Origin of the sequence: Sphingomonas sp. LM7 (genome assembly GCF_002002925.1) — a bacterium.
In the GTDB taxonomy this organism is placed as follows: domain Bacteria; phylum Pseudomonadota; class Alphaproteobacteria; order Sphingomonadales; family Sphingomonadaceae; genus Sphingomonas.
This window is the reverse complement of record NZ_CP019511.1, coordinates 3,116,101-3,142,406: the sequence shown is the minus strand read 5'-3', so window position 1 is coordinate 3,142,406 and position 26,306 is coordinate 3,116,101. Positions and strand designations below refer to the sequence as shown.

Sequence of the window (26,306 nt, the reverse complement as noted above, 5' to 3'; positions counted from 1 at the left end):
CGCCGTGAACGCCCTCTCCCCTAGTGGGAGAGAGAGGGAGCCGATGAAATCGGCGGAAGGGTGCGGGGGAGCGGGCCCTAACCCCTTCACCCTTACCACTCGCTACGCGAGCGGGCCCTTTCCCTCTCCCACACGGGGAGAGGGAGATTTTACAGCGTGCGTTCGCGCATCTCGACTTCGAAGGTTTCGAGATAGTCGCCTGCCTTGATGTCGGTGAAGTTCTGCGTGAACGTGACACCGCATTCGAGGCCTGCGCGCACTTCGGCAACGTCGTCCTTGAAGCGCCGCAGCGACGCGATCTCGCCCTGGTAGATGATGACATCGTCCCGGGTGATGCGCGCCTTGAGCGCCTTGCGGATGACGCCTTCGGTGACGAGGAGACCCGCCGCCTTGCCGTGCTTGCCCGCGCTGAACACTTCCTTGATCTCGGCGCGGCCGACGATCGTCTCGAACGCCTCCGGCCCGAGCTGGCCTGCCATGCCGGCGCGAATCTCGTCGGTCAGTTCATAGATCACGTCGTAATATTTAAACGCGACCTTCTGCCGATCGGCGATCTCGCGCGCCTTGGCGTTCGGACGGACGTTGAAGCCGATGATCGGCGCGCCGCTGGCACCCGCGAGCGTCACGTCGCTCTCGGTGATGCCGCCCACACCTGCGTGCAGCACGCGGGCGCGAATGTCGTCGGTCGAGATCTTGTTGATCGCAGCGACGATGGCTTCGACGGTGCCCTGGGTATCCGCCTTGACGACCAGCGGATACTCCATCGCCTGCTTGTCCTTGAGCGCCGAGAACATGCTCTCGAGGCTGGCCGGGGCATTGGTGGTCCGCTTGTTCTGGATGACGCCGGCGCGATATTCCGCGACTTCGCGAGCGCGCGCCTCGTTTTCGACGACCTGGAGCGGATCGCCCGCCATCGGCACGCCAGAGAGACCGAGGATCTCGACCGGCATCGCCGGACCGGCTTCCTTGATCTGGCGACCCTTATCGTCGACCAGCGCACGGATCTTGCCGCTCTCGGCGCCGACGACGAACACATCGCCGACCTTGAGCGTGCCGCGATTGACGAGGATCGTCGCGACCGGGCCGCGGCCCTTGTCGAGCTTCGCCTCGATCACGGTGCCTTCCGCCTCGCGATTCGGGTTGGCGCGCAGTTCGAGCAGTTCGGCCTGGAGCTGGATCTTCTCGATCAGCTGGTCGAGCCCGGTCTTCTTGAGCGCCGAGACTTCGACGTCCTGGACTTCGCCGCCCATTTCCTCGACCATCACTTCATGCTCGAGCAGACGCTCGCGCACGCGCTGCGGATTGGCGCTGTCGAGATCGACCTTGTTGATCGCCACAATCATCGGCACGCCGGCCGCCTTGGTGTGATTGATCGCCTCGATCGTCTGCGGCATCAGCCCGTCGTTCGCGGCCACCACCAGCACGACGATGTCGGTGACGTTGGCGCCGCGAGCACGCATCTCCGAAAAGGCCTCGTGGCCCGGCGTGTCGAGGAAAGTGATCTTCGACTTGTCCTTCAGCGTGACCTGGTAGGCGCCGATATGCTGGGTGATGCCGCCGGCCTCGCCCTTGACCACATCGGTGCCGCGCAACGCGTCGAGCAACGAGGTCTTGCCGTGATCGACATGGCCCATGATCGTCACCACCGGCGGACGCGTCTCGAGCGTATCCTCGGCATCCTCGACGGTATCGGTCGCCAGATCGATATCTGCATCCGAGACGCGCACGATGTTATGGCCGAACTCGGTGACCAGCAGCTCGGCAGTGTCCTGATCGATCGTCTGCGTCATCGTGACGGGCGAGCCCATCTTGAACAGCGTCTTGACCAGGTCGGCGCCCTTCTCGGCCATCCGATTGGCGAGTTCCTGGACGGTGATCGCCTCCGGCACCACGACGTCGCGGACCTGCTTGGCCTGCGGCTCGCGCGCGCCGCCATAGGAACGGCGATGCTCCTTCTCACGCGCACGCTTGAGCGCGGCGAGCGAGCGGGCGCGGGCGCCGTCATTGTCGCCGAGCGCACGGTTGACCGTGAGCTTGCCCGACTGGCGGCGATCGTCGGCCTTGCGGTCGCGCTGCTGCGGACGCGCCGGCTCGGCCGGACGCCGCGGCGCGAGGCCGGGTGCGCCCGACGGCGCAGTACGCGGCGCAGCCGCCCCTGCAGCGGCAGGCGCGGATGCGGCCGCGGGGGCGCGCTCCTGCGGCTGCGGCTCGGGCTTGGGCTGCGGCTTGGGAATCTCGGGACGCTGCACCGGCGTGAACAGGCGCGGCGCAGGGCGGCTCGGATCGAGCTGGATGCCGACCGGCTTGGGCGGCGGCGCGGGCGGTGCGGCCGGCGCAGGCACAGGTGCCGCCGGAGCAGCAGCCACGGCCTCGGGCGCCTTTTCAGGCGTTGCGACCGGCTCGGGCGCAGGCGTCGGCGCGGCTTCGACCTTGGGCGCAGCAGCGGCTTCGGCCTCGGCACGGGCGCGCTCCTCGACACGGCGGACTTCGGCCTCGGCAGCCTCGGCACGCGCGCGCTCCTCGCGGCGGCGGGCTTCCTCGAGCGCCTGCATGCGCTGGTCTTCGGCCTCGCGCAGCATGCGGGCCTGGCGCTCCTGTGCGCTCTCGTTCGAGACGGGCGGACGCGGTGCGGGCGCAACCGGGGCCGGCGGCTGCGGCACGGGTGCCGCGGCGACAGGCTCGGGCGCAGCGGCCTGCGCGGCCTCTTCCTGCGGAGTCCCTTGCGGGCCAAGGACGCGGCGGCGCTTGACTTCGACCACCACGGTGTTCGAGCGGCCATGGCTGAAGCTCTGCTTCACCTTGCCCGTCTCGACCGTGCGCTTCAGCCCCAGCGGCGCGCGCATGCCCAGTTTCGGCTTTTCGTTCTCAGTATCGCTCATGCGCGTGCTCAAAGTCCTTCAGTCGAGTTCGTCATATTCTGCGACCCGTCCGGCGGGAACGCCGATGCGCCTTGCGAGCCTGTTTCGCAAGGGCGGGGAGCGGGGTCGGGTCCGATAAAGTGCAGCCAACGATCGAGCGCTTCGCTCACCCGCTTGGCCGCTTTGGCGTCGGTAAGGCCGGCATGTACCACATTTTCGCGGCCAAGGGCCAAGGACAATATGGTGCGCGGCAGGGGCAATGTTAACCCCCGCCGGCCGCTGCCTTCCATATCCGATCCGACTCGCCATGCCTGGGCCAGCTTGCCGGCACCGTCTTCGCCGGCATCGGAGGCGTGGAGCAGCAGATGCAGCTTGCCCGAGCGGGCGGCCTTGTCGAGCCGCTCGCCGCCGATCGTAACGTGTCCGGCCTTGGATTCGAGGCCGAGCCGATCGAGCAGATTGCGCTGAAGCTGCGCTTCGATTCGCGCGCCGAGATCGTCGGGAATGCGCAGATCCTGCGTCTTGAACGCGCGCGACAATGCGCCGCGCAGCTTGCCCTTGGCCTGCGCCGCCTCGAGCTCGACGCGCGCGACGCCGATCCACGCGCCGCGGCCGGGGGCCTTGGCGCGGATATCGGGAAGCACATCGCCATCGGGCGAGAGCGCGAGTCGGATCAGCCCCTCGCGCGGGGATTCCTCGCGCGACAGGATGCAGGTGCGCAGCGGCTCGCTCGCTTCCCTTGCAGGAAGCGAGGAGTCGGCCTTGGCGGTTACGCCAGCGGTATCATTGCTCGGATTCCGCAACAGCGTCCTCCGTGCCGGATGCCGGCTCTTCGTCGGTGAACCAGTGCGCGCGGGCAGCCATGATGATCTCGTTGCCCTGATCGTCGCTGAGGCCGTACTCGGCGAGAATCCCGCCCTTGTCCTCGGCGCGCTCGGACGTCTTGGCGTTTTCGGCGCGGCGGCGCGGCTCCTGGCGCTTCTTCTGGACCAGCTCGTCGGTCGCCAGATCGGCGAGGTCGTCGAGCGTCTTGATGTTCGCCTTACCGAGCGTGACCAGCATCGCTTCGGTCATGTACGGCATCGTCGCCAGATCGTCCTCGACGCCGAGTTCGCGGCGCAGCTGGCGGTTGGCTTCCTCGCGGCGGTCGAGCGCTTCCTGCGCGCGGCTTTGCAGCTCCTGGCCAAGCTCCTCGTCGAAACCTTCGATCCCGGCGATCTCGACGAGCTCGACATAGGCGACCTCCTCGAGCGACCCGAAGCCCTCGGCGACGAGCAGCTGGGCCAGCGTCTCGTCGACGTCGAGCTCGTTCTGGAACAGCTCGGAATTCTGGACGAACTCCTTCTGGCGCTTCTCGCTGGCATCCTGCTCGGTGAGGATGTCGATTGCCTTGCCGGTCAGCTGCGACGCCAGGCGGACGTTCTGGCCGCGGCGGCCGATCGCGAGGCTGAGCTGGTCGTCGGGAACGACGACTTCGATGCGGTCATCCTCTTCGTCGATCACCACGCGGCTGACATTGGCCGGCTGGAGCGCATTGACCACGAAGGTCGCGGTGTCGGGCGACCAGGGAATGATGTCGATCTTCTCGCCCTGCATTTCCTGCACGACTGCCTGGACGCGGCTTCCCTTCATGCCGACGCAGGCGCCGACCGGGTCAATGCTGGAGTCATGCGAGATGACGCCGATCTTGGCGCGCGAACCCGGGTCGCGGGCAGCGGCCTTGATCTCGATGATGCCGTCGTAGATTTCGGGGACTTCCTGCGCGAACAGCTTCTTCATGAAGTCGGGATGCGCGCGGCTCAGGAAGATCTGCGGCCCGCGGTTTTCGCGGCGGACGTTGAGGATGATCGACCGGACGCGGTCGCCGACGCGGACGACTTCGCGCGGGATCTGAGCGTCGCGGCGGATCACGCCCTCGGCGCGGCCGAGATCGACGACGACATGGCCGAACTCGACGCGCTTGACCACGCCGGTGATGATCTCACCCATGCGGTCCTTGAATTCCTCGTGCTGGCGTTCCCGTTCGGCGTCGCGGACTTTCTGGAAGATGATTTGCTTGCTGGCTTGCGCCTGGATGCGGCCGAACTCGATCGGAGGCAGCGGATCGACGATGAAGTCGCCGATGCTCGCGTCCTTCTGGAGCTTCTGCGCACCCTTCAGATCGACCTGCTTGAAATAATCATCGACCGCCTCGACCACTTCGACGACGCGCCACAGGCGAAGATCGCCGGTGGTGGGATCAAGCTTGGCGCGGATGTCGTTCTCGCTGCCATAGCGGTTCTTGGCGGCGCGCTGGATCGCGTCCTCCATCGCCTCGATGACGATGGCGCGGTCGATCAGCTTTTCCTTGGCGACCGAATCGGCGATCGCGATCAGCTCTGCGCGATTGGCAGTAACGGCAGTGGCCATCGTGCTTACCCTTCTACTTCGATGATATCTTCGGCGCCCTCGGTCGAGAGCGGCGCGGTGGCGGCAATCAGTGCGTCGGTCATCAGCAGCTTGGCGTCCGCGATCTGCGCGAACGGCACCGTGACCTGCTTATATTTGTGAACATCGATGCTGACCTGCTCGCCTTCCGCGCCGAGCAGGATGCCGGTGAACTGCTTGCGGCCATCCTCGGTCGGACCGACGAGATTGAGCCGGGCCTCATGACCCTTCCAATCCTCGAAATCCTGGAAACGCGTGAGCGGGCGATCGATGCCGGGCGAGCTGACTTCGAGCCGGTAGGCATATTCGATCGGATCGCGGCCCGCGGCTTCGAGTTCGTCGAGCCGGTCCGAGATGCGGCGCGACAAGTCGGCGCAGTCGTCGATGCTCAGCTGGCGCGTGTCGGGACGCTCGGCCATCACCTGCAGCGTCGGATCCGACTGGCCGCCGAACATCTTGACGCGCACCAATGCGAGCCCGAGCGCCTTGGCTTCGGGTTCGATCAGACTGGTCAATGCGGCGATGTCCGCCATTTGGTCTCCGGCAATCAGGTAAGCAGGTTCGGCGCCGGAGCCCTGCGGGCCCCGACCTCGGCATGTGTCACGATGTCGAGAAAGCATGTGCGATATACGCGCTCGCTATCGCGCAGGCAAGTGGGGCTAGCCGGGATTGTGCACGGCGAGGAACTTGCCGACCCGAGCGAGGAAGTCGGCGTTGTCGCGCTGACCTTCCAAACTATGCCCCTGGCCCCGGTACGCGACATAGTCATGCACGCGGCCGCGCCGGCGCAGTGCCTCGTGGAGCCGCAGCGACTGGTCCGCCGGCACGGTCTCGTCCGACATGCCATGCGCGATCAGGATGGGAATAGTCAGCGCATCGACTCGCGCAATCGGCGAAAGTGCGTCGAGCGAAGGCGCGCGGCCCTGGATGCGATGCTTCCATGCACGATAGTCGCGCTCGTCAAAGGTCTTGCGGTCATAGGCGAGCTGGGCGGCGACATCGGAGATGCCGGCAAAGCTGATCGCGCAACGATAGCGCGGCGACGGGTGAGTCGCGGCCCACATCGCCGCATAGCCGCCATAGGATGCGCCCATGATGCACACCCGGCCGGGATCGGCGACGCCTTGCGCCGCGAGCCAATCGACGCCGTCGTCGACATCATCCTGCATGCCCCTGCCCCATTCGCCATCCCCCTTGGCGACGAAATCGCGGCCAAAGCCGGTCGAGCCGCGATAATTGGGCTGGAGCACGGCATAGCCGCGATCGGCGAGATACTGGACCCAGGGGTCATAGCCCCAGCTGTCGCGCGCAAACGGGCCGCCATGCGGCATGACGATCAGCGGCAGGCCCTTCGCCGCGCGCCCGGCAGGCAAAGTCAGATAGCCGGAGATTTCGAGTCCGTCGCGGGCACGATAGCGCACCGCCTGCATCTCGGGGCCGCGCGCGCCGGCCAGCGCAGGGCTAACTGCGCCGACCAGGGTCACGCGCCCAGCGTCGTAGAGATAATAGGCGCCGGGGTCGGTCGATGATTCGCTGAACACCAGCGAGCGTGCGCGATCGCTGCTCGACGACAGCAGGCGATTGGCACGGCCGGGCAGCGCCACGTCGATCTGCGCCTGGCGGCGAGCCATTGCCGGATCGAGCCAGCGTATCGCGGGGCGATCGGCGGAATATTCGACGCCGAGCAGCCGCCCGTCCGAATCGGCCTGGAAGCCGTCGAGATCGACCTGCGGGTCCTGATAAAGCAACGCGCCACGCCGCCCGCGCGCGAAATCATAGGCATAGAGCCCGACGCGCCCGGCAGGGGTCTGGGCGAGCGCATAGCCGCGATCGGCGCCGCGGACGGGGACAAAGCGTTCGGTGCCCGCATCGATATCGCCGGCGCCGCGCGCCGATCGACTGAAGCTGTCATGCTCGCCCTTGCGATAGAGCAGCCACGACCGCTTTCCCTCCATCGCCAGCCCGGCGCGAATCACACCCGCCGAATCGGCATACCAGTCCCAGACATGATCCTGCGGCGCGACGGCGAGCTGAAGCGCGCCATTGGTCAGGTCGAGACGGTATACGCCGGGCGTGGGCCTGCCGGCGACGTCCGACTTGAGCAGAAGGAAGCTGCCGTCGGCGGCGATGTGGAGCACTTCGTCGCTCGCTTCTGCCGGACGCCGCGCGCCAAGCTGCATGAAGACGCCCGTGTCGATATCGATGGTGGCGAATCGCGCGCTGGGCGAATCGCCTTCGCGCAACAGGCTGACCAGCAGTCGGCGCGGAGTCAGCCAGCGATGCCATTCGAGGCGCTCTGCGTCCGGCAGGCCGACCGGACGGAGCACAGGAGCGTCGCCGGAAACGTCGAACACCGCGAGCCGCGGCCGGCCATCGATCAGCGCGCGCGCCGCGACCCGGCGCCCGTCGGGCGACAGCATGGCGTCCTCGATCGCCGGCTGGGCGAAATAGGCCGCAGCCTCGATCGGCGCGGACTCGGCCGCCGCCGCCGCCGGAATTGCCTGAACGACCGCGAACGCCAGCAAGGCGCCGCGCAAATACCGCCACGTCATGGACTCGCCCCCAAGTCTCGAACGCAACAACCATGCTGGATGGAATAAAATTGCGCAATATGGGGAAAACCCGCAAGTTTTTGATACACTTTCGTAATGATGCAGCGTGTTTCGATAGCCCGGCTCGACAGCGGACCGCATTTGCCGGATGCGCGTTCAGACGCGACAGCCAAGGGGTGAACGATGCGCAAGTTTCGGGTGATTTTTCCGGCAGCGGCGCTGCTGGCAGCGTGCAATCCGCAGTCCGGCGCGGTGGCGCAGGACAATGGCAGCACGCCCGCTGCTGCCGGACTGCCGTTCCGCGTCACGCCAGTCGCCGATTTCGATGCGCCCTGGGCAATGACCTTCCTGCCCGATGGATCGATGCTGGTGACCGAAAAGGCGGGAACGCTGCTCCATGTCTCCGCCGACGGGAAAACCAGGACGCCGGTGAGCGGCACGCTGCCGGTATCGAGCGCAGGACAGGGCGGGCTGATGGACGTCGTCCTCCACCCGAAATTCGCCCAGAATCGCCTGGTCTATTTCAGTTTCTCGGAAGCCAATGCCGCGGGACTGAAGGGTGTGGCGCTTGCACGCGGAAAGCTCGCTGCGGATGCCAGCGCACTCCAGAATGTCGAAGTGATCTTCCGCGCTTCGCCCTATGTCGAGGGCAACGGCCATTTCTCGGGCCGAATCGCCTTCGCCGCCGACGGGAAATTGTTTTTCACCAATGGCGAGCGGCAGAAATTCGATCCGGCGCAGGATCCCAAGGCGACGCTGGGCAAGGTGCTGCGCCTGAACGACGACGGCACCCCGGCGGCGGGGAATCCGCTCGCTGCGAAGGGCTTCCATCCGGCGGTGTGGTCGTACGGCCACCGCAACCTGCTGGGTATCGCGTTCGACGCGAAGGGCAATCTCTGGGAGCAGGAAATGGGCCCCAAGGGCGGCGACGAAGTAAACCTCGTCCTGCCGGGCAAGAATTACGGCTATCCCAAGGTTTCGAACGGCAGCCATTATGACGGGCGCGACATCCCCGATCATGCCCCCGGCGACGGTTTCGAGGCGCCCAAGGTCTGGTGGAACCCGGTGATCAGCCCGGGCGGACTGATCGTCTATTCGGGCAAGCTGTTCCCGCAATGGACAGGGGATTTGTTCATCGGCGGGCTTTCGAGCCAGGCATTGGTGCGCGTCGACGTGAACGGCACCGATGCCAAGAAGGGCGACCAATGGCCGATGGGCGCGCGCATCCGCGACGTCGAGCAGGGGCCCGACGGCGCAATCTGGCTGCTCGAAGACGGGGACGATGGCTCCCAAGGGCGTTTGCTGCGTTTGACTCCCGCCGGCTGACTCATTGGCCGGCGGGAGGAGCAGGTAATGCGGTGTACCCTCTTGCTGGCAGGCGCTGCGCTGGCGGTGCTTTCGGGATGTGGCGGCAATAGTGGCGGCGGCGGATCGGTGGTGACGCCGACTCCGACACCCTCGGCAAGCGCGTCGCCCACGCCTACGCCGTCACCCAGCGCGTCGCCGACGCCGACACCGATCAGTTCGGTCACATCGACAGCGGTGGCGACCTTCACCTCACCATGGGCGATGGTATTCCTGCCCGACGGTCGCGCGATGGTCACCGAAAAGGGCGGCACGCTACGGATCGTCACCCAGGCCGGGCTCAAGTCTGCGGCGCTGGGCGGAGTCCCCGCAGTCGCCGCAGCCGGCCAGGGCGGGTTGCTCGACGTGGCGCTGCATCCCGATTTCGCGACCAACAAGCTGGTCTATCTGAGCTACGCCGAATCGGGCGCCGGCGGCGCCGGGCTCGCGGTGGCGCGCGGGACGCTGGTCGAAGACGGCGCGGGCCCGCGGCTGACCGGAGTATCGGTGCTCTGGCAGCAGAGTCCCAAGGTTGGCGGCTCCGGGCATTTCGGCGGACGCATGGCGTTCGGGCCGACGGGGCATCTGTTCGTCACCGCGGGCGAGCGGCAACAGGGCTCGCCCGCGCAGGATCTGACCAGGACGCTCGGCAAGATTGTCCGGCTCAACGCCGACGGCACCATTCCCGGCGACAATCCCTTCATCGGCACCGCCGGCGCGCGGACCGAGATCTGGTCGTACGGCCATCGCAACCCCTATGGCCTGTTCTTCGACTCCGCCGGGCGGCTGTGGGAGAACGAGATGGGGCCAGAGGGCGGCGACGAGTTCAACCTGATCGCCCGCGGCGGCAACTATGGCTGGCCCAATGCGTCGAACGGCCAGGATTATGGCGGCGGCAACATCCCCGACCACGCGCCCGGCGACGGCTATGTCGCGCCGCTGGCATGGTGGACGCCGGTGATCGCGCCCGGCGGGATGATCCTCTATTCGGGGTCGCTATTCGGCGCGTGGCAGGGCGATGCAATCATCGCCGGGCTGGTTAGCCAGGGGCTGGTGCGGGTGCGCTTCACGGCGACGAGCGCAGCCGAGGTGCAGCGAATCGCGCTCGGCCAGCGCATCCGCGAAGTCGAGCAAGGGCCCGATGGCGCGATCTGGGTGCTCGAGGATTCGACCACGGGCAGGCTGCTCCGGCTGACGCCGGGCTGAGCCTGCCTAGCGCACGATCAGATAGTTCATCCGCGCCGCAGCAATCGGGCGTTCGGGTTCGTCCTGCCACACCACCGCCTCGACATTGGCGACACGGGTGCCGAGCCGCGTGACGGTGCCGCGGGCCCGGGTCGGCTTGTCGCGGCCGCCGCGCATATAGTCGACGGTCAGGTTGATCGGCTTGATCCGGCCACCGCCCTCGGCATCGAGCGCCTGCTTCAGCGCACCGATCGCCGCGACTTCGAGCAGCCCGCCGATCGCGCCGCCATGCAGGAAACCCGGGCGCCCGACCACATCGATTGCAAAGGGCATGACGAAGGTCGGCGCGGTCTCGCCCGGCTCGATGCTGAGCCCGAGCAGTTCGGCATAGGGGATCATCGATAGCCCTCGACTGCCATGAAGGTGCCGGCGACATGCGCGAGCGGATCGCCGGGGTCGCCGTCATGCGCCTGGCCGCGGACGAACGCGATCGAGCGCGTGATGCGATAGCATTCGGCGCGGCCGATCACGGTGTGGCCGGGACGTGCAGGACGCAGATAGTCGATGCGCAGGTCGAGCGTCGCGTGCGCCTTGAACGCATCGAGCTTGAGCCACACCGCAACGCTGGCCGCCATGTCCATCAGCGCAAGGATCGGGCCCGAGGCGATGACTCCCGAGGACACGTCGCCGACCAGCGCGGCGTCATAGGGCAGCGCGAGCTCGGCCCAGTCGTCGCCGCTGTCGTGATAGACGATCCCCAGCCGGCCGCCGTGCCCGCCGAAGCGGCCACCGAACAGCTTGCGGGGATCGAAGGCCCGCGCCGGGGGCGTCTCGCTGTCGGTCATGGCGATGCCCCTAGCGCGCCGGACCGACCCGCGCAAACCGGGGCGGAGTCGCGACATTACAAGGATGTAACGTGCTCTGCGGCGGCGCCGCGCGCTAGCACCGGCCTCGGGCATTCGCAGGGGGGCGGCACATGAAACTGGTGCAGATCGATCAGTCGGAGATCGTCGAACTGGATACGCAGGTGGCAGTGCACGGCGCCGTGCGGGCAGCGGAGATCGCGAGCGGCGACGACCTGTTCGAGCTGCTCGTCGGCATCGCGGTGCTGATCTACGAACTCGCGCCGCGCTGAGCGCCATGCCCGCTACGATTCTGGCGACGCGGGAGGCGCTGATCGCGGCCGGTGCGCGAAGCCGGGCGACGATGCTGGAATGGCGCGAGGGCAGCGCGTACCGGGCAGCCGGCGCGGCCTTTGCCGATTGCGGCGACTCGCCCGAACATGCCGCGGACTGCGCCGAGCGGCTGCTGGCGGATCCCGACTGGGCCGGAGCATTGCTCGCGCCGCTGGTGCGGGCATTGGCAGCCGACCCGCTGTTCGAGCCTGCGCTCAAATTCCACCGCGATGCGTTGCGCGTCGGAGCGGTGCTGTTCGATTGCCCCACCGCCTCGATCGCGGCGAGCGTCACCGGCGCCGCGGCGATGGCGACGCTGCCGCCGCCTGCAACGATCGTATTCACCGGCAGGCTCGCCGTCACGCGCACGATCCGGGCAGGCGGTGCCTCGCTGCGCCGCTGGATCGCCGCGCCGATGCACGCGCAGTTCGGCTCTACCGGCGCCGGCCGCTGCACGCCGGACGACGTCCGTCCGCTCCACGACGACGCGGTGCATCGCACCGACGGCCGAACCCAGGCCCAACTGATCGTCGACGCGGCGGACGATGTCGTGACTCTGGTCGCGACGATCCGCAGCGGCGCCGCGCCGCTGATGCGCGAATACGACATCGCAACGGGCGTGCTGCTGCGCGTCGCGGATGCGGACGACCGGCCATCGCGGAAGGGGATGTTGCTACACTTCCTCCGCGTCGCCGGCCGCGCCGATGCGCAGGACCGCTTCGAAGCCGAGACCCGAACGGACGACTTCCACCTGCGCTGGACGGCGATGCGCGAATGGCTGGCACTCGATGCGGCGCGGGCGATGCCGCGGCTCGCCGAAATGGCCGCCGCAGATCCGAGCGACGAGGTCCGCCGCGCCGCGGTGCGAATGCTGCCGGTGGTCCAAGGCCGGCTGGCGGATGCGCGATGCCCCGCCTGATCGCACCCGGCGATAGCGCGCCGATCGGCCTCGACGACTTGGTCGAGGCGCTCGACACCACTGCATTCGACGCGCGCGACGAGGATAGTTTCGCGGCGCTGGGACCGCTGCTCGCCCGGCTGGGGCACAATCCCGACTTCCTCGCCGAACTGGCGATCGACGAGCTCAAGGGCCGCTGCGAAGGCCAGCGTCGCGGCAATGGCTATGGCGCGCAGGTCTTCCTGCTGCGCCCGCCCAACGGCCGCTATGTTCTGCGCGCCAATTTCTGGCCGGCGGCAGGCGATCCGGTGGTGCGCGCCAGCGGGCCGGCAGCGTTCTATTACGGACTGCCGCACGACCATAATTTCCCGTTCCTGACCTATGGCTATCTGGGACCGGGATATTGGAGCGACTATTTCGACTATGACGTCGACGCGCTTGTCGGCGTGCCCGGCGAGGATGCCAAGCTGCGCTTCGTCGAACGTTCGCGGCTCGAGCCGGGCAGGCTGATGCTCTATCGCATGCGCCGCGACATCCATGTCCAGCTGCCCCCGGACGCGTTTTCGGTGTCGCTCAACATCCTCGGCGCCGATCCGGCCCAGCCCTGGCTCGACCAATATCGCTTCGACATCGGCCGCGGCGTGATCGCCGAGGGACTGACCTGCACCGGGGCGGAGGCGCTACTTGCCGTGGCGGCGCACATCGCCGACGGACAGGATCTCGCGGCCGAGTTCGCCCGCCAACACCCGTGCGACCGAATGCGCGTGACTGCGATCGATGCGCTCGCCTCGGCACAGCCCGAACAGGCGATAGCGATCCTCGAACGGGCGGCGTCCGCCCCGAGCCGCTATGTCTCGGGCCACGCACGGCTGCGGCTGGCGATGCGCGGGGCGGCACGAGTTGCTCCGTAACGGAGATGTTTTGATCCGGATCGGACAAATGGGCGCTAGACTGTTGCGGTGGCCGGACTCGTCGCATGCGCGCTCCACATCCCGAGACTGAGAGAGGCCGCCGGCGCGCGGGGGCTCGATATCGTCCCCGTCGCCGCCGCCGCGCTGGCGCATAGCGGCGCGCAGATCGCGATCATCGGACTGGAGGGACGAGATCCGGCCGCCTGCGTGGCGATGGTTCGCGCGCAGGGCTGGCGCGGGGCACTGATGCTCGCGCTATCCGACGGCGGTGGCCTGAGCGTCGCCCGCGCACTCGATGCCGGCGCCGATGATGCCGTGACGCTTCCCGCCTGCGCCGGCGAAATCGCCGCGCGGCTAGCGGCGCGGCTCCGCGGTCGGGCGCCCGCAGTCGAGGTTGGGGGATTGCGGATCGATCCTGTCGAACGGCGCGTCGAGCGCGAGGGCCGGGCCGTCGCGCTGCTGCCGCGCGAATATGCGCTGCTGCTGCACCTCGCCCGCGCGGCGGGCCGCTGCGTCGGGCGCGCGGAACTGCTCGAGGCAGTGTGGGGGCTGCGGTTCGATCCGGGCACCAATGTCGTCGAGGTTCATGTCTCGCGGCTGCGCGCCAAGCTCGACCGCGGCTTCGCGGCGCCGATGCTGGTGACCGAACGCGGCCGCGGCTATCGGCTCAGCGAACGGGCTGACCCGTGACCGCGCTTTGCGCTAGCGTGCCGGCAACAGGAGAGGAACCGGAATGACCGAACAGCGCGTCACCATCGCATTCGAAGACCATGTCGCCAATGTCCGGCTGGCGCGACCGGACAAGCTCAATGCGCTCGATCCGGCGATGTTCACCGCGCTGATTGGCGCGATCGCGCAGCTGGGGGCGATGCCCGGACTGCGCGCTGTAGTGCTGTCGGGAGTGGGGCGCGGCTTTTGCGCGGGGCTCGACATGGCAAGCATGGCGAGCGGCGGATCGGGCATCGACCTTGCCGCACGGACGCACGGGCTCGCCAATGATTTTCAGCAGGTGGCGTGGGGCTGGCGGACGCTCAAGGTGCCGGTGATCGCGGCAGTGCATGGCGTCACCTTCGGCGGCGGGCTGCAAATCGCCAGCGGCGCCGATGTGCGGATCGCGGCGCCCGACACGCGGCTTTCGGCGATGGAAATGAAATGGGGAATCGTCCCCGACATGGCCGGCTTCGCACTGTGGCGCGGCAATGTCCGCGACGATGTGCTGCGCGAGCTGGTTTACACCGCGCGCGAGTTCGACGCGGAGGAAGCGCAGGCACTCGGCTTCGTCACCCGCATCGCTGCCGATCCGCATGCCCAGGCGATTGCGCTGGCCAAGGCGATTGCAGGGCGCAACCCCGACGCGGTGCGCGCTGCAAAGCGGCTCGCGAATCAGGAGAGCGATTCCGCCGGCATCCTGATCGCCGAAAGCGTCGAACAGGCGGCGCTGCTCCGCTCGCCCAACCAGATCGAGGCAGTGATGGCCAACATGCAGAAGCGCGCGCCTGCCTTTACCGACTGAGTCTTGCAATCGGGGCACGTTCCACTAGAGGGTTTGCCATACCCGAAACTCGAAACGTGAGTCCCGAGATGCGAGAGGCTGTCATCGTTTCCACTGCACGAAGCGGCGTAGGCAAGGCCGGGCGCGGCTATTTCAACGATACCGAAGCGCCGGTCCTCGCCGCGCATGTCATGAACGCGGCAGTCGAGCGCGCAGGGATCGATCCCGCCCGGATCGATGACGTATTCTACGGCATGGGCAATCAATGGGGCACGCAGGGCGGCAACATGGCGCGGCTCGCGCTATTCGCCGCGGGCATCCCGCACAGCGTTCCCGCCTTCAGCCTCGACCGCAAATGCGGTTCGGGACTGACGGCGATCGCACTCGCCGCGCGATCGATCATGACCGACGAAATCGACGTCGCACTGGCTGGCGGCATGGAATCGATCAGCCTGACGATGAAGAACGCGCCTCGGGTAGTGAACCGCTCGGTAATCGATCCGGTGCCCGCCGCGTACATCCCGATGATCGAGACCGCCGAGATCGTCGCAGAGCGCCACGGGATCAGCCGCGCCGCGCAGGACGCATTCGCCGCAGCAAGCCAGCAACGTGCCGCCGCAGGGCTCGCGAACGGCGCCTTTGCCGAGGAGATCGTGCCGATCACGGTCCACAGGGTGATCTTCGACAGGGAAGGCAACCGCACCGGCAGCGAGACCGTGACGGTAACCCAGGACGAGGGCATCCGGCCGGGCACTACCGAAGAGGCGCTCGCCGGACTCAAGACGGTGTGGAAGGACGGCGACTTCGTACAGCAGGGCCGGCACGTTACCGCCGGCAATGCCAGCCAGCTCTCCGACGGCGCCGCCGCGCAGATCCTGATGGCCCGCCAGACCGCGCAGGCCGAGGGCAAGGAGATCCTCGGCATCTATCGCGGCTTCCAGGTCGCCGGGTGCGAGCCCGACGAAATGGGGATCGGGCCGGTATTCGCCGTGCCCAAGCTGCTCGCGCGCGCCGGCCTCACGGTCGCCGATATCGGGCTGTGGGAAATCAACGAGGCGTTCGCCAGCCAATGCCTCTATTGCCGCGACACGCTCGGCATCGATCCCGACAGGCTCAACGTCAATGGCGGCGCGATCGCCATCGGCCATCCATTCGGCATGACCGGATCGCGGCTCGTCGGCCATGCACTCATCGAGGGACGGAAGCGCGGCGTGCGCTATGTCGTCGTCTCGATGTGCACTGCCGGCGGCATGGGCGCCGCCGGTCTGTTCGAAATTCCATAGGGTCCGGACACAGTTGGATCGATCGGGTGCAGCTTGGCGGCGGCCGTTCCCGGAGGCCGAGGGGCCTGGCTGCGGCCTGACAACAGCTTGAAATGTAGGATTTCGCCTGCTGAAATCGACGCTGGGGCACTTGGCCCTCGCTCTTTGACAGTGTCGATCCCAGCCGGAACGCAGATTCGCGCTGGGGTGACCGTTGCGATTTTCCGTATCGTCCCGCCGCCGCTGGAACATGCGCGACAGTGTGACCCTGGTGTGACCTTTGCTGTCGCAATGCCCGCTGGGACAGCCCTCGCCCGCCCAGCCAGGGCTTCCGATCTGGCCCGGACCCTAGCCCAAAGCTGCAACCGCCCGCGCTTCCGCCTCGGCATGAAGCGTCCAGAAATTGGCGACACGCTCGCCGGCCAGCCGCTTTTCGAGCACGGCGAGATGCGCGCCCCAGCCGCCGCCGAAATTCTTCGCATCCGGCGCGCCGCGCAGCCCGGCATGGGTGAGCGTGAGCGTCGTCCGCACCGCGCCGGCCTCGGCCAGCTCGATCGTCACTTCGCCGGCGTCGCCGTCGTTCCAGGTGAAGGCGAGCAAATGCGGCGGCTCGATCCGGGTGATCGTCTCCGACCATGCCTTGCCCTGATTGCCGGCATAGCGCTCGGGGTTGGGGACATCGTCGTCGGAGAGATCTTCATGCGCAAAGGTGAAGCCGAGCTTGCCGCCTTCGCGCGCCTCGGTCGGCCCGCCCATGAACCAGCGCGCGCGCAGTTCGGGATCGATCAGATATTGCCATACCGTCTCGACCGGCGCGGCCAGTTCGCGCTCGAAGCGCAGCGTCTCTGCAGTGATCGTGTCGGCCATGTCAGTTCTCCAATTTCCGGGCGAGGCTTTCGAGGACGTCATTCAGACCTTGCGGGCCTGGGCCTCGTATCCCGCGCATTGCGGTCGATTTAATGGGTGAGCGTGCGTGCGAAGATCATTTCAGGTTGATCTGCCACGCCACGCCGAACTTGTCGGAGACCCAGCCGAAGCGGCGGCTCCAGCCATAATTGTCGAGCGGCATCAGGATCTGCCCGCCTTCGCCCAGCGCGGCGAACAGCAGTTCGCAGTCCGATTCGTCCTCGCACTCCAGAAAGAACGACCAGGACGCCGTGAAATCGAAATCGTGGGTGATGAAGCTGTCATGCGCCATCACCGGCTGCCCGGCGATCACGGCATGTGCGCGGAGCACCGTGCCTTCGGGGCCCGGGCCATCGGGGCCGAATCGATCGAGGGAGACGATGCGGCTGTCGGGGACGGTCGCGACATAGAAGTCCAGCGCGGCCCGCGCCTTACCGCCCTGGAACATGAGGAAAGGCGTCATGCTGGTCATTTCTGGTCCTCCTCGATGAGCGACGCGAGCCGATCGAGGCGCACGTTCCAGAATTGCTCCCATTGCCGCAGCCATTTGTCGGCTTCGGCCAGCGGCCCGGCATTGAGGCGGCAGAGCTGGTTTCGTCCGACCTTGCGGCGCGCGACGAGACCCGCGCCTTCGAGCACTTTCACGTGCTTGGCAGCGCCGGCGAAGCTCATCGAAAAGGGCTCGGCGAGCTCGCCAATCGATCTTTCGCCGAACGCGAGCGTGGCGAGCATGCCGCGCCGCGTGGGATCGGCCAGCGCATGGAAGGTGGTGTCGAGTCGTTGTTCAACCATATGGTTGAATTAGCACAGGCCGCGCCATTTAGTCAACCATATGGTTGAATATCATTCGGGTAATACTGCTGGTGCCGGAGCGCGTACGGCGCGGATCGCGTCGAACGCGTAGAGTGCGCAGCCCGTCCAGATCAGCCCGAAGGTGACGATATGGGCGGTTTGCATCGGCTCGCCGAAGATCAGCACGGCCTCGGCAAATTGGAGCGTGGGCGCGATATATTGGAGCAGCCCTAGCGTTGCGAGCGGCAGCCGGCGTGCGGCGGCGGCGAATAGCAGCAGTGGTGCGGCGGTGACCACCCCCGCGAGGACGAGCAGCCAGTCGAGATGTGGCGATGTGCCGAACGCATTGGTGCCTGCCTGGCTGGCGTGAAGCAGCAGCGCGATGCTGAACGGCGCGAGTAGCAGCGTCTCTACCGTGAGTCCGCCGAGCGCATCGATCGGCGCGATCTTGCGCAGCAGCCCATAAATTCCGAAACTTGTCGCGAGCAGCAGCGAAATCCACAACGCGCCACCGCCGCTCGCCGCGAGCACCACGACGCCCAACGCCGCGATCCCGATCGCCACGCCCTGGAGCCGCCGCAGCCGCTCGCCGAGAAACGCGAAGCCGAGCGCGACATTGACCAGCGGATTGATGAAATAGCCGAGGCTGGCTTCGAGGACATGCGCGTTCTGCACCGCCCAGATATAGACGATCCAGTTGATCGCGATCATCAGCGCGCTGCCGACGAGCAGCAACAAGGTACGCCCCCTTGCCGCGGCGATGATCCCGCGTGCGCGGCGCAGGACGAGGATGAGGATCGCGAGCAGGAGCAGCGACCAGAGCACGCGGTGCGCGAGCACCTGGAGCGCCGGCACGCCCTTCAGCAGATGGATGTAGAGCGGCAGCACGCCCCAGAGCGTGTAGGAGCCGACGCCGAACGCGAGACCCGCGGCACCGGGTTGGGACGAGGTACGCATGCGCCTCCCTTCGTCCGGTTGGGCGCGATCGGCAAGCCGCACCTGCTTTGTCCGCGCAAAGCCGCGCTACGCTGCCCTCTTGCCTGCCGCCCGAACTCGGCTACTTCCTACGTCCAAGGGGAGAATTCATGGACGATATCGAAGAAGCGGGTCGGCAGACCCCGTACGACCATCCGGTGATCGCGACGCTCGCTGGGGCGGCGATATTGGTGCTCGGCGCACTGCTGGCGCCACGCTTCGTGCCGCAGCAGCCGCTGGGAACGCTGATCGGCGCCGGTCTCGGCCTGGCGCTGCTGCTCTGGGCGATCGGCTTCGTAGCGACGACACGCTATTCGACCTTGCCGTGGAAGCTGGGCTCGCTCGCGCTGCTGCTGGTTGCGGGCGCCGTTGCAGCGACGATCGCGCATGGCCAGTATGAGACGCTGTCGCGCGCCGATGCGAGCAGCTTCGCCGAAGTCGAGTTCGGCCCCGGCAGCAACGTGAAGCTTCCCGCCGGCGCCCCCGCGCGCGGGCCGCTGTCGAAGCGGTTCGCCGAGGGTGTGGCGGCCGACGCGCAGGCACAGCGCGATTTCGGCACGGCGTTCGGCCGGCTCGGCGTCGCCAACCTGACCAGCCCCTATCTGCTCGAACAGGATCCCAAGGCGCTGTCGCAATGCGACGCAGTCAAGGCGATGGCGACGTTGGCACAGTCGCAGGCGGCGGCGCGCGTACAGCGCAACGAGGCAATGGCCGACGCGCTCGCCAAGGCCAATTTGCCGGCAAAGGCGAAGGAAGGGATCGGCCTGATGGCGGGACCGCCGGCCGGGACCGGCGATCCGCGGCTCGACAACCAATTGGCTATGGTTGCCGCGACCTCAGACCTCTGCGCGCTGCTGGCAAAGCGGGGCTGGTTCAACAATGGCGGCTATTTCGGCTTCCGCAACGGTGCCGACGAGACTCGCTTCCGGGCATTGTCGAAGGCCCGCATGGAACTGACCGGACAAGTCGAGGCGATCGAGCGCGCATCGCAGGAGCGGATGGCGCGCGGCCGAGATATGGTCCGCGACGTGCTGAGCAAGTCGATCTTCGCGGGCAGCTAGGGCGGTCGCACCGGGCTGGCTGCCTCCTCACCGACAACAGTGATCCAGGGCCGGACGCGCCAATGCGTGACCAGCCCTTCGGTCACATAGGGATCTGATTCGGCGAAGACGCGCGCAGCATCTGCATCGGTGAACAGCAACAGCGCCGTTTCGACCGGATCGCCGACGGCGCCGCCGAGCAGCAACGCACCCCGCTCTACTGCTTCCCAGGCAAGCGCCAGATGCGCGTCACGCAGCGCCACCCGGCGCTCTAGATAGTCGGACGCCAGTTCGTAGCGGAGCAGGAAGTGCGCCACCTCAGTCGGCGAACAGAAGCACCGGGGTCTCGAGCAATTTCCGCACTGCCTGGACGAAGCTCGCCGCATCCCAGCCATCGACGACGCGGTGATCGCAGCTGATCGAGAGGTTCATCAGCTTGGCGCGGACGATCTCGTCGCCCTGGAAGATCGGCCGTTCGACGATCTTGTTGGGGCCGATGATTGCAACCTCGGGACGGTTGATTACCGGCGTGGTGGCGATGCCGCCGAGCGGGCCGAGCGACGTGATCGTAAGCGTCGATCCGCTCAGTTCCTCGCTCTTGGCCTTGCCGGTGCGCGCGGCCTCGGCGAGGCGGCCGATCTCGGACGCGAGCTGCCAGACGTTGCGATCCTGCGCGTCGCGGATCACCGGGACCATCAGCCCGGCATCGGTCTGCGCGGCCATGCCGAGATGGACGCGGCCGTGGCGCGTGACCACGCCGGCCTCGTCGTCGTAGCGCGCATTGATCATCGGGAAATCGGGGATCGTCCGGCAGATCGCGACGATCAGGAACGGCAGCATCGTCAGCTTGGGACGCTGGCCGCGATTGGCGTTCAAGTCGCCGCGCATCGCTTCGAGCGCCGTGACGTCGATCTCGTCGACATAGGTGAAGTGCGGGATCGTGCGCTTCGACGCGGCCATGTTCTCGGCGATGCGGCGGCGCATGCCGATGACCTTGATGGGCTCGTCTTCGCGCGCGCGGCTGGCATGTGGGGCGTGATAGCCCTGGCCATGGCCGTAGCGGAGATAGGCGTCGAGATCGGCGTGGCGCAGGCGGTCGCCCTCGGCTTTCACGGAGGCGAGATCGATGCCGAGGTCCCTGGCGCGCGCCCGGACCGCCGGGGAGGCGAGGACGTGCTTTTCTACTCCCCTCCCTTCCAGGGAGAGGCCGGGGGTGGGTTGGCTAGCGACGGGGCTCGATGCCCCGGCGTCGGCCTTTGGCGCAGGCGTGGTAGGCTCGCTTGCGCTCGCACCCACCCCCGGCCCCTCCCTTGCAGGGAGGGGAGTTTCAGCTACTTCCTCGACCCCAGGATTTTCGGCTTCGAGCTGATCCTCTTCCGGTTCCTGCGGCGCATTGGCGTCACCGTCGGTCTCGACCACCATCAGCGCCGATCCGATCGCGACCTGGTCGCCGACTTCGCCAGCCAGCTCGACCACTACGCCCGACACCGGCGATTCCATCTCGACGGTGGCCTTGTCGGTCATCATGTCGGCGACCTGCTGGTCTTCCTCGACGCGCTCGCCGACCTTGACGTGCCAGGCGACGATCTCGGCTTCGGCGATGCCCTCGCCGATGTCCGGCAGGCGGAAAGTGAAGCGGGCCATGCGGATCAGTCCTTCAGGAGTTTCTTGAGCGCGGTGCCGATGCGCACCGGGCCGGGGAAATAGGCCCATTCCAGGCTGTGGGGGTACGGCGTGTCGAAGCCGGTGGCGCGCTCGATCGGGGCTTCGAGATGATAGAAGCAGCGCTCCTGGACGAGCGCGGAAAGCTCGGCACCAAAGCCGCCAGTGCGGGTAGCTTCGTGGACGATCAGGCAGCGGCCGGTCTTCTTGACCGATGTCTCGATCGCTTCGATGTCGAGAGGGACGAGGGTGCGCAGGTCGATGATCTCGGCGTCGATACCCATTTCCTCGATCGTATTGGCGACGACATGGACCATCGTGCCATAGCATAGGATTGTCACTGCCTCGCCGGCACGAACCGTCGCGGCCTTGCCGAGTTCGACGCGGTAATGGCCCGCGGGCACGTCGGCGCCCGGATGATCGGCCCAGGTCTTGGCCGGACGATCATAATGGCCATGGAACGGGCCGTTGTAGATGCGCTTGGGCTCGAGGAAGAGTACGGGGTCGTTGTCCTCGATCGCGGCGATCAGCAGCCCCTTGGCGTCGTACGGCGTCGACGGGATTACCGTCTTGATACCCGAGACATGGGTGAAGATGCCCTCGGGCGACTGGCTATGCGTCTGGCCGCCGAAGATGCCGCCGCCATAGGGCGAGCGCACCGTGATCGGCGCGGTGAAATCCGCCGCCGAGCGATAGCGCAGCCGCGCAGCTTCGGAGACGAGCTGGTCGAGCGCGGGATAGATATAATCGGCGAATTGAATCTCGGGAACCGGGCGCAGGCCATAGGCTCCCATGCCGATCGCGACGCCGATGATGCCGATCTCGGTGATCGGCGTGTCGAAGACGCGGGTCTTGCCATATTTCGCCTGGAGCCCGGCCGTGGCGCGGAACACGCCGCCGAAATAGCCGACATCCTCGCCCATTACGACCACGTCGGAGTCGCGCTCCATCATCACGTCCATGGCGCTGTTGATCGCCTGGATCATGTTCATATGCGCCATGGCTCAGCCCTCCCGCACGATAAAGCGGTCGCCGGGGGCGGCCGAGGTCTCTACCAGTCGCGCCTTGGCCGCGGCATCGCCGGGGAGATAGGCCGAGAGGAAGCGCCGCGCCGCAAGCTGGCCACGGGTAAAGCCGCCAGTGCCGGCCTCGCCGATCAGACCGTGGCCGCCGTCCTTGATCACAAGAGCATATTTGTCGCCGGCCGGGCTCAGCTCGATTGGCTGAAGGTGATCCGCCGGGTTGGTGACGAAGCCGGGCACGCGGTCTTCGGTGCCGGTGATCAGCATCGCCGGGACAGCGAGCGACTGATAGGCGCCAAGCCGCACCAGCCCGGGTATCGCGCCGGGCGAGGAGAAGCCGAGCACCGCAGTGACGCTCGGGTCGCGCATCGGCATCAGATTGGCATAGGCGCCGCCCATGCCTAGGCCAATCAGCGTGCCGAAGCTGTGGCCCATCGCCGCGACGGGAATGCCTGGGAAGCTCTTGGCGGCATGCGCGCTGGTCGCCTTCATGTCGGCGACGCGCTCGAAGAATCCGGTTTGCGCGTTGAACTTCTCGCGATCGGGATGGCGCATCGAATCGACATGGAGCGGCGCGAGTACGGCATAGCCGTCCGCGACCATCGTTCCGATGATCGCCTCATAGCGTTCGGGCCACGAGCCGTGCCCCGTGGAGAACAGCAGCAGCCCGCGCGGAGTGCTGGCCGGACGCCAAATGCTGAGCTTGGTGGTGCGTGCACCGACGGTCAGGTCGATCGTCTCGGGGCCGGCAGCGGCAGCGTGCAGGCTCGGCGGGAGCAGCGCGATCCCGCCGAGCGCCGCGGCGCCCTTGAGCAGCGTGCGGCGATTGAGGATCCAGTTCACAGTCCGGCGGCCTTTTGTTCGTCGAGCATCTGCTGCTGCTGTTCCTTGAGGTGCCAGGGAATGTCCTCGAACACGCCTTCGAACATCGAATCGAACGGCTGGTGCATGCCGTGGCCGAGAATGCCGTTCTTCTCGGCTTCCTTTTGCGCGCGCTTCACTTGCTCGGCGAGTTCGAGGTCCTGCGCGGCGTGGCGTTCCTCGTCCCATTCGCCGAGAGCGATGAGGTGCTCCTTGAGGCGGCGGACCGGATCGCCGAACGGCCAGGCATTGGGCTCGCCGGCCGAGCGATACGCAGTCGGATCATCCGAAGTCGAATGGCCCTCGGCGCGATACGTGAAATGCTCGATCAACGTCGGGCCCTGGTTGGTCCGCGCGCGCTCGGCCGCCCATTGGGTGGCAGCATAGACTGCGAGCGCATCATTGCCGTCGACACGCAGGCCAGCGAGGCCATAGCCAATCGCACGCGCGGCGAAGGTCGTCGCCTCCGCCCCGGCGAAGCCCGAGAAGCTCGAGATCGCCCATTGGTTGTTGACCACGTTCATGATCACCGGGGCCTTGTAGACCGTCGCGAAGGTCATCGCGGAGTGGAAGTCGCCCTCGGCTGTCGAGCCCTCGCCGCACCAGGTCGCCGCGATGCGGCTGTCGCCCTTGGCGGCGCTCGCCATCGCCCAGCCGACTGCCTGCGGATATTGGGTGGTGAGGTTGCCCGAGATCGAGAAGAAGCCGAAATCCTTGGCCGAATACATGATCGGCAGCTGGCGGCCCTGCAGCGGATCGCCCTTGTTCGAGTAGATCTGGTTCATCATCGTGACCAGCGGATAGCCGCGCGTGATCAGGATGCCCTGCTGGCGATAGCTGGGGAAACACATGTCGTCCGAAGCGAGCGCCATCGTCGCAGCGACCGACACGGCCTCTTCGCCGGTCGACTTCATGTAGAAGCTGGTCTTGCCCTGGCGCTGGGCGCGGAACATGCGCTCGTCGAACGCGCGGACCATCGCCATCGAGCGCAGCATCTTGCGCAGCGCATCGGGATCGAGCCTCGGGTTCCACGGGCCGACTGCCTGGCCAGAGTCGTCGAGCACGCGGATGAGCGTGTAAGCGAGCTCGTGGAAGCTGTCAGCGGGGGCGGCGGTGTCGGGACGGCGGGCCGATCCCGCGGACGGGACATCGACATCGCTGAAGTCGGCTTCGTCGCCGGGACGGAACTTCGGTTCCGGCACGTGCAGCGAAAGCGGCGGCAAATTGGCGCGCGGAGCGTCCATGATCTCTCCGAATTGCGGACCGTATCGCTTCTATGAACGCACGGGCCCGGTTTCCGGACGCTTGTTATAAAATTTCAAAAGCCTTGTCGAGTAGGTCAGCAAGCCTGACCTTAAATTCGATCCCGCTCAGTGGCGGAAATGCCGCATCCCAGTAAACACCATCGCGAGCCCGGCCTCGTCGGCAGCGGCGATGACTTCGTCGTCGCGGATTGATCCACCCGGCTGTATCACGGCGGTAGCCCCGGCCTCGACTGCGGCGAGAAGGCCGTCGGCGAAGGGGAAGAACGCGTCCGAGGCGACTGCCGAGCCGATCGTGCGCGGCTCCGCCCAGCCGGCCTTGTCGGCAGCGTCCTTGGCCTTCCACGCGGCGATGCGCGCCGACTCGAGGCGATTCATCTGACCCGCCCCTACACCGGCGGTGCTACCGCCCTTGGCATAGACGATCGCGTTCGACTTGACGTGCTTGGCGACGGTCCAGGCGAAGCGGCAATCGGCGAGTTCCTGCGCGGTCGGCGCGCGCTTCGTCACCACCTTCAAGTCCGCATCGGTGACGATGCCGTTGTCGCGCGACTGGATCAGAAAACCGCCCGCGATCGATTTCATCGCCCGCCCGCGCCGTGCGGGATCAGGCAGGTCGCCGGTGAGCAACAAGCGAAGGTTCTTTTTCCGCGCGAACACCGCGCGCGCCGCTTCGTCGGCATCGGGCGCGGCGACGACTTCGGTGAAGATCCCCGAGATCGCCTCGGCGGTCGGGCCATCGAGCGGACGATTGACGGCGATGATCCCGCCGAACGCGGAGACGGTGTCACAGGCGAACGCCGCTTCATACGCCTCGACCAGCGTGTTCCCGGTGGCGACGCCACAGGGATTGGCGTGCTTGACGATCACCACCGTCGGCGGGCCGTCGCGGAATTCGCTGACCAGTTCGAGCGCGGCATCGGCGTCGTTATAGTTATTGTACGACAGCTCCTTGCCCTGGATCTGCCGCGCCTGCGCGACGCCGTTCACGCCGCCGGCGGACTGGGTGTAGAGTGCGGCGATCTGGTGCGGGTTCTCACCATAACGAAGTTCGGCCTGCTTGATCATCGGCACTGCGACGCTTTCGGGGAAGCGCTCGCCCTGGTCGACATGGGCGAACCAGCCGGCGATCGCCGAATCATAGGCGGCGGTGGCGGCATAGGCTTTGGCGGCGAACTTCTTGCGCTGCTCGAACGTGGTGCTGCCGCCGTAGACCAGCGGATAGTCGGCAGGATCGGTGAGGATCGCGACCGAATCGTGATTCTTCGCGGCCGAGCGGACCATCGAGGGGCCGCCGATGTCGATATTCTCGATGACCTCGTCGCGCCCCGCGCCGCGCGCGACGGTCTGGGCGAAGGGATAGAGGTTCACCACCACCAGATCGATCGCGCCGATGTCATGTTCGTCCATCGAGGCGACATGCTCGGCATTGCCGCGCACCGCGAGCAGCCCGCCATGGACCTTGGGGTGAAGCGTCTTGACGCGGCCGTCCATCATCTCGGGGAAACCGGTGAGATCGGAGATATCGCGCACCTCCAGCCCCGCATCACGCAGTGCCTTGGCAGTGCCGCCGGTCGAGACCAGCTCGACGCCGTGCGCAGCGAGCGCCTGGCCGAGTTCGACGATGCCGCTCTTGTCGGAGACCGAAAGGAGCGCGCGCTTGATGGTGACCTGATCCATGG

The 26,306-nt window shown here is 67.0% G+C and carries 26 protein-coding genes; 9 read left to right on the top strand and 17 right to left on the bottom strand.

Annotation, left to right across the window (positions count from 1 at the left end; translation table 11 throughout):
* Window positions 1-149: 149 nt before the first annotated feature.
* From infB to BXU08_RS14465, 5 genes are all read right to left on the bottom strand, one after another.
* Window positions 150-2,879 carry a translation initiation factor IF-2 gene (gene infB, locus BXU08_RS14485; protein ID WP_077510699.1) on the bottom strand — a complete coding sequence of 910 codons (2,730 nt, stop codon included), beginning with the start codon at window positions 2,877-2,879 and terminating at the stop codon, window positions 150-152.
* Window positions 2,880-2,887: 8 nt separating this feature from the next.
* Window positions 2,888-3,661 (bottom strand): DUF448 domain-containing protein, encoded by a 774-nt coding sequence (locus tag BXU08_RS14480; protein ID WP_077510698.1) that lies wholly within the window; start codon window positions 3,659-3,661, stop codon window positions 2,888-2,890.
* Window positions 3,642-5,267, bottom strand: coding sequence for a transcription termination factor NusA (nusA, locus tag BXU08_RS14475; protein ID WP_077510697.1), 1,626 nt, complete (start codon window positions 5,265-5,267; stop codon window positions 3,642-3,644). Before nusA ends, BXU08_RS14480 begins: the two co-directional genes overlap by 20 nt.
* A gap of 5 nt (window positions 5,268-5,272) precedes the next feature.
* The gene (gene rimP / locus BXU08_RS14470) at window positions 5,273-5,818 is read right to left on the bottom strand and encodes a ribosome maturation protein RimP (RefSeq protein ID WP_077510696.1); all 546 of its coding nucleotides are present in this window, start codon (window positions 5,816-5,818) and stop codon (window positions 5,273-5,275) included.
* Between the two features lie 126 nt (window positions 5,819-5,944).
* A complete protein-coding gene (locus tag BXU08_RS14465; protein WP_150125539.1) occupies window positions 5,945-7,837 on the bottom strand; it encodes a S9 family peptidase in 1,893 nt (630 codons plus the stop codon).
* Window positions 7,838-8,020: 183 nt separating this feature from the next.
* Between BXU08_RS14465 and BXU08_RS14460 the strand changes: the two genes are divergently transcribed.
* Window positions 8,021-9,163, top strand: coding sequence for a PQQ-dependent sugar dehydrogenase (locus BXU08_RS14460; protein ID WP_077510694.1), 1,143 nt, complete (start codon window positions 8,021-8,023; stop codon window positions 9,161-9,163).
* A gap of 27 nt (window positions 9,164-9,190) precedes the next feature.
* Window positions 9,191-10,387 carry a PQQ-dependent sugar dehydrogenase gene (locus tag BXU08_RS14455; protein WP_077510693.1) on the top strand — a complete coding sequence of 399 codons (1,197 nt, stop codon included), beginning with the start codon at window positions 9,191-9,193 and terminating at the stop codon, window positions 10,385-10,387.
* A gap of 6 nt (window positions 10,388-10,393) precedes the next feature.
* Here BXU08_RS14455 and BXU08_RS14450 read toward each other — a convergent pair whose 3' ends face one another.
* Both BXU08_RS14450 and BXU08_RS14445 read right to left on the bottom strand, forming a co-directional pair.
* The gene (locus BXU08_RS14450; protein WP_077510692.1) at window positions 10,394-10,765 is read right to left on the bottom strand and encodes a PaaI family thioesterase; all 372 of its coding nucleotides are present in this window, start codon (window positions 10,763-10,765) and stop codon (window positions 10,394-10,396) included.
* Window positions 10,762-11,211 (bottom strand): PaaI family thioesterase, encoded by a 450-nt coding sequence (locus tag BXU08_RS14445; RefSeq protein ID WP_077510691.1) that lies wholly within the window; start codon window positions 11,209-11,211, stop codon window positions 10,762-10,764. Before BXU08_RS14445 ends, BXU08_RS14450 begins: the two co-directional genes overlap by 4 nt.
* 131 nt (window positions 11,212-11,342) lie before the next feature.
* Here BXU08_RS14445 and BXU08_RS20085 point away from each other — a divergent pair, with 131 nt between their 5' ends.
* The 6 genes from BXU08_RS20085 to BXU08_RS14420 all read left to right on the top strand — a co-directional run bounded on the left by BXU08_RS20085 (window position 11,343) and on the right by BXU08_RS14420 (window position 16,125).
* On the top strand, window positions 11,343-11,501 hold the full coding sequence (locus BXU08_RS20085; RefSeq protein ID WP_171982528.1) for a hypothetical protein: 159 nt from the start codon (window positions 11,343-11,345) through the stop codon (window positions 11,499-11,501).
* Between the two features lie 5 nt (window positions 11,502-11,506).
* Window positions 11,507-12,460 carry a hypothetical protein gene (locus tag BXU08_RS14440; RefSeq protein WP_077510690.1) on the top strand — a complete coding sequence of 318 codons (954 nt, stop codon included), beginning with the start codon at window positions 11,507-11,509 and terminating at the stop codon, window positions 12,458-12,460.
* Window positions 12,448-13,350, top strand: coding sequence for a hypothetical protein (locus tag BXU08_RS14435; protein ID WP_077510689.1), 903 nt, complete (start codon window positions 12,448-12,450; stop codon window positions 13,348-13,350). Before BXU08_RS14440 ends, BXU08_RS14435 begins: the two co-directional genes overlap by 13 nt.
* A 48-nt stretch (window positions 13,351-13,398) precedes the next feature.
* The gene (locus BXU08_RS14430; RefSeq protein ID WP_253190383.1) at window positions 13,399-14,040 is read left to right on the top strand and encodes a response regulator transcription factor; all 642 of its coding nucleotides are present in this window, start codon (window positions 13,399-13,401) and stop codon (window positions 14,038-14,040) included.
* A gap of 43 nt (window positions 14,041-14,083) precedes the next feature.
* On the top strand, window positions 14,084-14,863 hold the full coding sequence (locus tag BXU08_RS14425; protein WP_077510688.1) for a crotonase/enoyl-CoA hydratase family protein: 780 nt from the start codon (window positions 14,084-14,086) through the stop codon (window positions 14,861-14,863).
* 68 nt (window positions 14,864-14,931) lie between these two features.
* On the top strand, window positions 14,932-16,125 hold the full coding sequence (locus BXU08_RS14420; protein WP_077510687.1) for an acetyl-CoA C-acyltransferase: 1,194 nt from the start codon (window positions 14,932-14,934) through the stop codon (window positions 16,123-16,125).
* A 327-nt stretch (window positions 16,126-16,452) separates the two neighbouring features.
* Here BXU08_RS14420 and BXU08_RS14415 read toward each other — a convergent pair whose 3' ends face one another.
* From BXU08_RS14415 to rarD, 4 genes are all read right to left on the bottom strand, one after another.
* Entirely contained in the window at window positions 16,453-16,971 is a 519-nt protein-coding gene (locus BXU08_RS14415) for an SRPBCC family protein (protein WP_077510686.1), read from the bottom strand.
* Window positions 16,972-17,086: 115 nt separating this feature from the next.
* Entirely contained in the window at window positions 17,087-17,482 is a 396-nt protein-coding gene (locus BXU08_RS14410; RefSeq protein ID WP_077510685.1) for a VOC family protein, read from the bottom strand.
* Complete coding sequence (locus tag BXU08_RS14405; protein ID WP_077510684.1) at window positions 17,479-17,802, bottom strand: helix-turn-helix transcriptional regulator; 324 nt, start codon at window positions 17,800-17,802, stop codon at window positions 17,479-17,481. The genes BXU08_RS14410 and BXU08_RS14405 overlap by 4 nt, the downstream gene beginning before the upstream one ends.
* Window positions 17,803-17,853: 51 nt before the next feature.
* Window positions 17,854-18,759, bottom strand: a complete 906-nt coding sequence (gene rarD, locus BXU08_RS14400) for an EamA family transporter RarD (RefSeq protein WP_077510683.1) — start codon at window positions 18,757-18,759, stop codon at window positions 17,854-17,856.
* A 128-nt stretch (window positions 18,760-18,887) separates the two neighbouring features.
* Between rarD and BXU08_RS14395 the strand changes: the two genes are divergently transcribed.
* Window positions 18,888-19,838: a hypothetical protein gene (locus BXU08_RS14395; RefSeq protein ID WP_077510682.1), complete on the top strand. Its 951-nt coding sequence runs from the start codon at window positions 18,888-18,890 to the stop codon at window positions 19,836-19,838.
* On the opposite strand, the gene BXU08_RS14390 is transcribed toward BXU08_RS14395, so the two are convergent.
* From BXU08_RS14390 to purH, 6 genes are all read right to left on the bottom strand, one after another.
* Window positions 19,835-20,134, bottom strand: coding sequence for a YciI-like protein (locus BXU08_RS14390; protein WP_216352874.1), 300 nt, complete (start codon window positions 20,132-20,134; stop codon window positions 19,835-19,837). The genes BXU08_RS14395 and BXU08_RS14390 overlap by 4 nt on opposite strands.
* A 1-nt stretch (window position 20,135) precedes the next feature.
* Window positions 20,136-21,461, bottom strand: a complete 1,326-nt coding sequence (locus BXU08_RS14385) for a dihydrolipoamide acetyltransferase family protein (RefSeq protein ID WP_077510680.1) — start codon at window positions 21,459-21,461, stop codon at window positions 20,136-20,138.
* 5 nt (window positions 21,462-21,466) lie between these two features.
* Window positions 21,467-22,471 (bottom strand): alpha-ketoacid dehydrogenase subunit beta, encoded by a 1,005-nt coding sequence (locus BXU08_RS14380; protein ID WP_077512432.1) that lies wholly within the window; start codon window positions 22,469-22,471, stop codon window positions 21,467-21,469.
* A gap of 12 nt (window positions 22,472-22,483) precedes the next feature.
* Window positions 22,484-23,344, bottom strand: a complete 861-nt coding sequence (locus BXU08_RS14375; RefSeq protein ID WP_077510679.1) for an alpha/beta hydrolase — start codon at window positions 23,342-23,344, stop codon at window positions 22,484-22,486.
* On the bottom strand, window positions 23,341-24,606 hold the full coding sequence (locus tag BXU08_RS14370; RefSeq protein ID WP_077510678.1) for a 3-methyl-2-oxobutanoate dehydrogenase (2-methylpropanoyl-transferring) subunit alpha: 1,266 nt from the start codon (window positions 24,604-24,606) through the stop codon (window positions 23,341-23,343). Before BXU08_RS14370 ends, BXU08_RS14375 begins: the two co-directional genes overlap by 4 nt.
* Before the next feature lie 126 nt (window positions 24,607-24,732).
* Window positions 24,733-26,304 carry a bifunctional phosphoribosylaminoimidazolecarboxamide formyltransferase/IMP cyclohydrolase gene (purH, locus tag BXU08_RS14365; RefSeq protein ID WP_077510677.1) on the bottom strand — a complete coding sequence of 524 codons (1,572 nt, stop codon included), beginning with the start codon at window positions 26,302-26,304 and terminating at the stop codon, window positions 24,733-24,735.
* Window positions 26,305-26,306: the final 2 nt, after the last annotated feature.

Excerpts from the sequence above, each read along its gene's own strand:
- BXU08_RS14450 (WP_077510692.1), bottom strand. The coding sequence starts at position 10,765 with ATGATCCCCTATGCCGAACTGCTCGGGCTCAGCATCGAGCCGGGCGAG.
- BXU08_RS14410 (WP_077510685.1), bottom strand. The coding sequence starts at position 17,482 with ATGACCAGCATGACGCCTTTCCTCATGTTCCAGGGCGGTAAGGCGCGG.
- rimP (WP_077510696.1), bottom strand. The coding sequence starts at position 5,818 with ATGGCGGACATCGCCGCATTGACCAGTCTGATCGAACCCGAAGCCAAG.
- BXU08_RS14395 (WP_077510682.1), top strand. The coding sequence starts at position 18,888 with ATGGACGATATCGAAGAAGCGGGTCGGCAGACCCCGTACGACCATCCG.
- nusA (WP_077510697.1), bottom strand. The coding sequence starts at position 5,267 with ATGGCCACTGCCGTTACTGCCAATCGCGCAGAGCTGATCGCGATCGCC.
- BXU08_RS14445 (WP_077510691.1), bottom strand. The coding sequence starts at position 11,211 with ATGACCGACAGCGAGACGCCCCCGGCGCGGGCCTTCGATCCCCGCAAG.
- BXU08_RS20085 (WP_171982528.1), top strand. The coding sequence starts at position 11,343 with ATGAAACTGGTGCAGATCGATCAGTCGGAGATCGTCGAACTGGATACG.
- BXU08_RS14370 (WP_077510678.1), bottom strand. The coding sequence starts at position 24,606 with ATGGACGCTCCGCGCGCCAATTTGCCGCCGCTTTCGCTGCACGTGCCG.
- BXU08_RS14455 (WP_077510693.1), top strand. The coding sequence starts at position 9,191 with ATGCGGTGTACCCTCTTGCTGGCAGGCGCTGCGCTGGCGGTGCTTTCG.
- BXU08_RS14465 (WP_150125539.1), bottom strand. The coding sequence starts at position 7,837 with ATGACGTGGCGGTATTTGCGCGGCGCCTTGCTGGCGTTCGCGGTCGTT.
- BXU08_RS14425 (WP_077510688.1), top strand. The coding sequence starts at position 14,084 with ATGACCGAACAGCGCGTCACCATCGCATTCGAAGACCATGTCGCCAAT.
- BXU08_RS14435 (WP_077510689.1), top strand. The coding sequence starts at position 12,448 with ATGCCCCGCCTGATCGCACCCGGCGATAGCGCGCCGATCGGCCTCGAC.
- rarD (WP_077510683.1), bottom strand. The coding sequence starts at position 18,759 with ATGCGTACCTCGTCCCAACCCGGTGCCGCGGGTCTCGCGTTCGGCGTC.
- BXU08_RS14460 (WP_077510694.1), top strand. The coding sequence starts at position 8,021 with ATGCGCAAGTTTCGGGTGATTTTTCCGGCAGCGGCGCTGCTGGCAGCG.
- BXU08_RS14385 (WP_077510680.1), bottom strand. The coding sequence starts at position 21,461 with ATGGCCCGCTTCACTTTCCGCCTGCCGGACATCGGCGAGGGCATCGCC.
- BXU08_RS14380 (WP_077512432.1), bottom strand. The coding sequence starts at position 22,471 with ATGAACATGATCCAGGCGATCAACAGCGCCATGGACGTGATGATGGAG.
- BXU08_RS14440 (WP_077510690.1), top strand. The coding sequence starts at position 11,507 with ATGCCCGCTACGATTCTGGCGACGCGGGAGGCGCTGATCGCGGCCGGT.
- infB (WP_077510699.1), bottom strand. The coding sequence starts at position 2,879 with ATGAGCGATACTGAGAACGAAAAGCCGAAACTGGGCATGCGCGCGCCG.
- BXU08_RS14405 (WP_077510684.1), bottom strand. The coding sequence starts at position 17,802 with ATGGTTGAACAACGACTCGACACCACCTTCCATGCGCTGGCCGATCCC.
- purH (WP_077510677.1), bottom strand. The coding sequence starts at position 26,304 with ATGGATCAGGTCACCATCAAGCGCGCGCTCCTTTCGGTCTCCGACAAG.
- BXU08_RS14415 (WP_077510686.1), bottom strand. The coding sequence starts at position 16,971 with ATGGCCGACACGATCACTGCAGAGACGCTGCGCTTCGAGCGCGAACTG.
- BXU08_RS14420 (WP_077510687.1), top strand. The coding sequence starts at position 14,932 with ATGCGAGAGGCTGTCATCGTTTCCACTGCACGAAGCGGCGTAGGCAAG.